At 61.5% G+C, this 3,315-nt stretch carries 1 protein-coding gene and 1 rRNA gene; both read right to left on the minus strand.

Annotated elements, in window-relative coordinates:
* Positions 1 to 432: 432 nt before the first annotated feature.
* Positions 433 to 2,331: a thioester domain-containing protein gene (locus WKB88_RS18145; RefSeq protein ID WP_341395965.1), complete on the minus strand. Its 1,899-nt coding sequence runs from the start codon at positions 2,329 to 2,331 to the stop codon at positions 433 to 435.
* Between the two features lie 874 nt (positions 2,332 to 3,205).
* Positions 3,206 to 3,315: ribosomal RNA gene (gene rrf, locus WKB88_RS18150) — 5S ribosomal RNA — on the minus strand; the annotation flags it as partial.

Here is a 3,315-nt window from a genome sequence, read left to right on the forward strand (position 1 = left end):
GGCTTTCCGTTCCCGGCCCGTGGGGCAGGATGGATCACCAGGATGTTTTTGGTGGGGTTTGGCCGCCCTGCTCGGTAAGTTTTTCAACTCCCGGCCGCGGCGACTTAGAAGACTTTACACAGGTTTGAACCCCGCCGCAACTCGGCTGCATTAGCTGTGACTGGGGTCCCTAAAACGCCCCGGGTGACGCCTCGGCGACGCTTTTCGCTGCGTTTTTCGTTGCAGGTTTACCTCTTTGCCGCAGCCCGCGTAATGCCCTCACCGTCTTGGGCATGACTGTGGGTAGCTCCCCGGGTGGGAAAGCTACCCACAGTCATACCCGTAGGCCCGGCTCCTTCACCTGCTGGCCAGCAGGTGGTCACCAGCTGGTCCATTTGGGTCCGGTGCTGACCACCGGCGGTCGGGATATTTCATGCCGCCGGCGGCTGGGACCTAGTCCACTTTCCGTCGTGCTGCGCCGGCAACGAGGAGCGTTCCGATCAGCAGCGCTCCTGCTCCGGCCAGGGATATCTGCGCACTGGCACTTGCCCCGGTCCTGGCCAGTCTGTCCTTACCCAACACGGCATAGGTATTGGTAACCGTCGCCGCTACGGTTTCGCCCGAGACGATCACGACGCTGTAGGGCAGTATCGTCTCGACAGTGACGTTGCCGTTTTCACCGGACGTTGGTTCGGTGATGGTGCACTCGGTTCCGGCGGGAATGCCGTCGAAGACCTGGACATACTCCCCCGGGAGGGTTTCAGCGGGGATCCGCACCACTTGCTCGAGTTCGTTCCCGCAAACAACGTTCAGGACCGATGCGGACTGTTGCCCCGCACCGTTTCCGGCCACGATCTTAGTAACCTGTAGTGATCCGTTCACAAACTGCACCGTGTTGGTCAGCCCCGCAGTTACTGTGGTGCCCGGCTCAATCACTACCGTCACCGGATCTCCCGCGTCAACGGTAACCTCCGACGTCGCACCCGAGCTCGATTCCGTCACCGTGCATTCCGTTCCGGCCGGAATGTCAGTGAAGGTTTCCCCGTATGGTCCGGCCGCCGTCCCTGCGGGAATGACAACGCTGGTGGTCAGGACTGTTCCGCACACGACATCGAGAACGATCTCTGACTGCAGACCGGCAGCATTCCCGGTGATCGTTTTGGCGACGTTGAGGGCTCCCGGCCGGTAGCTCACCGTATTGCTGACAGTGACGGCTGAGCTGGCTTCGATCACGACTTCCTGGGGTGCGGAGGACACCACTTCGACAGCAGTCGTTGATCCCGTTTCCGGTTCAGTCACGACACATGTGCTTCCCAGGGGAATGCCTGTGAACGTGGCCGTCTGGTCCTCGGTGCTCCCGGCGTCGATGGTGGCTTGGAAAATGAACCCGTTTCCGCAATCAATGTTGAGGAGGATTGCGCCCTGTTGGCCCACGGCATCACCGACGAACGTCTTGTTGACCGTCAGCACCCCGGTTTGGAAAAACTCCGCTGTCGCCTGCGCGGTGGAACTGATCGAGGAATTTGCCGCAAGAATGAGCTTTTGGGCCTCGGTTACTGATGGGTTGTTTCCGGCGTAGAGGTAAACGTTGCCGGTCTCGACCGGGACCACTGCCTCCGCGGTGATCACTGCCGGCGCCGTTGTTTGCGCGTCACTTCGCACCCAAAGTTGCGTGCCTGAAGCAACCGGGGTTCCTTCCACGAGTGGAACAGTTCCTGCGGCATCGGTATATAGGGTGAATCCGTCCGGCACAGTAACGGTGAGAGTCGCTCCGCCTCCTGCTGTCACAGTGAACGGTCCTGTGGTCCCGTCAACAGGGCCGGTCGCTACCGGCGGAGTAATGTTCACATCCGGCGCCGGCGGCTCGGTGAGCGGTCCGGCTGCAAGGACGTCGGCGACAATCTGCGCCGTCAGCGGGCGAATGGCGTCGGTGTCCTGAAGCACGTAACCGTCGCTGAAAAACCAGACAGCTGCTTGTACGGCAGCGGCGCGGATGCTGTCATTGGCGGCCGGGGGAAGTCCCGGCTGATCCGGGAAGTAGCTGTTGAGGACCCGGTTAACATAACCGATGTTAGGGACGTTGGATTCATCCCAACAGCCGTTCTCGTAGCCGAGGCCTGTATAGGTAGCGGTGCGAATATCGATACAGTACATCTGCTGGGTGTTTCCCGCCTGATCCACCGTGTTAATGATGCCGGCAAAGGGTTCGTTAGCCGTTTCATACCCCGCGGGAACATCGGCCGGGTAGCCCGTTGTCGGATCGAAGGCGGCACCGATCGGCGGGAGCCCACCCGTCACCGCTGTGCCAGGCCCGGTGCCGGTCATCGTAATTTCAACGACGTCCAGAGGCACCTCTTCTCCGGGCGATGGACCCGAAAACACGGCATGGGCCGGTGGCGCCAGTTGCATCAGAAGGCACAGCACGGCAAAGATTCCCAGGCTCGTACCGCCGGCCCTGCCTCCCCTCATCAAATGACTAGCGCCCGGCGCACGGCCGGATTTGGCATGCAGACTCATAACTTCCCGCTTTCCCGACTTGGCCCAGTTGGACATACGCAGAACCGAGTTGTGGACGGACTACATCCCTAGGCTCCGTGGTCAGCGAGGCTACCGGCTGGGCATGCGCATGAAAAGGGGAAGTACAGGAATCAACTACTGAGACTGGTGATAACGGCGTTACAGCTGTGGTCGGCGTCGTATATATGGGTCCGGAGCGGTACTATCGCCGCCCACCTTCCGTTCCCCCTCCCCGTACTCTCCCTCCCGCTTGCCGCAAGATGGCAGTAAATTCTCTTCCCGGCGCTCAGAACGTGCCGTTGCTGCCATCCCGGCGGGAGGATCGGGAAAGGGACCCAAGCATGGCGGGCTTTGCGGCCGTGCCGGAAGCCCGGGTTGCTTCCTGGGTGCCGGCGCTCGTGCTCCCGTCCCGGCCGGCGGTTCTGCCCTATCCTTTCCCCGCGAGATGGCAGTAAGTGCTCTTCTGGGCGCTCAGACGTGCCGTTGCTGCCATCTCGAGTGAGGGGAACCCCTCGCGTGTGAGGGGAAACAGGGGTTAAACACGTAAGGCCCCGCCCACCAGGACAGGACCCCGCCCACCAGGACAGGACCCCACACACCCGCAGCTGAACACCCGCTACTGAAGAACCGCTGGGTTAAACAACCGGGGGGTTAAACAGCTGAGGCCCGCACCACACGGTGCGGACCTCAACCTCTCAACCGAAATATTGTCCGGCGGTGACCTACTCTCCCACATCCTCCCGGATGCAGTACCATCGGCGCTGTGGGTCTTAGCTTCCGGGTTCGGAATGGGACCGGGCGTTTCCCCCACGCTATGAC

The sequence above is a fragment of the Arthrobacter sp. G119Y2 genome (assembly GCF_038069765.1).
In the GTDB taxonomy this organism is placed as follows: domain Bacteria; phylum Actinomycetota; class Actinomycetes; order Actinomycetales; family Micrococcaceae; genus Arthrobacter_B.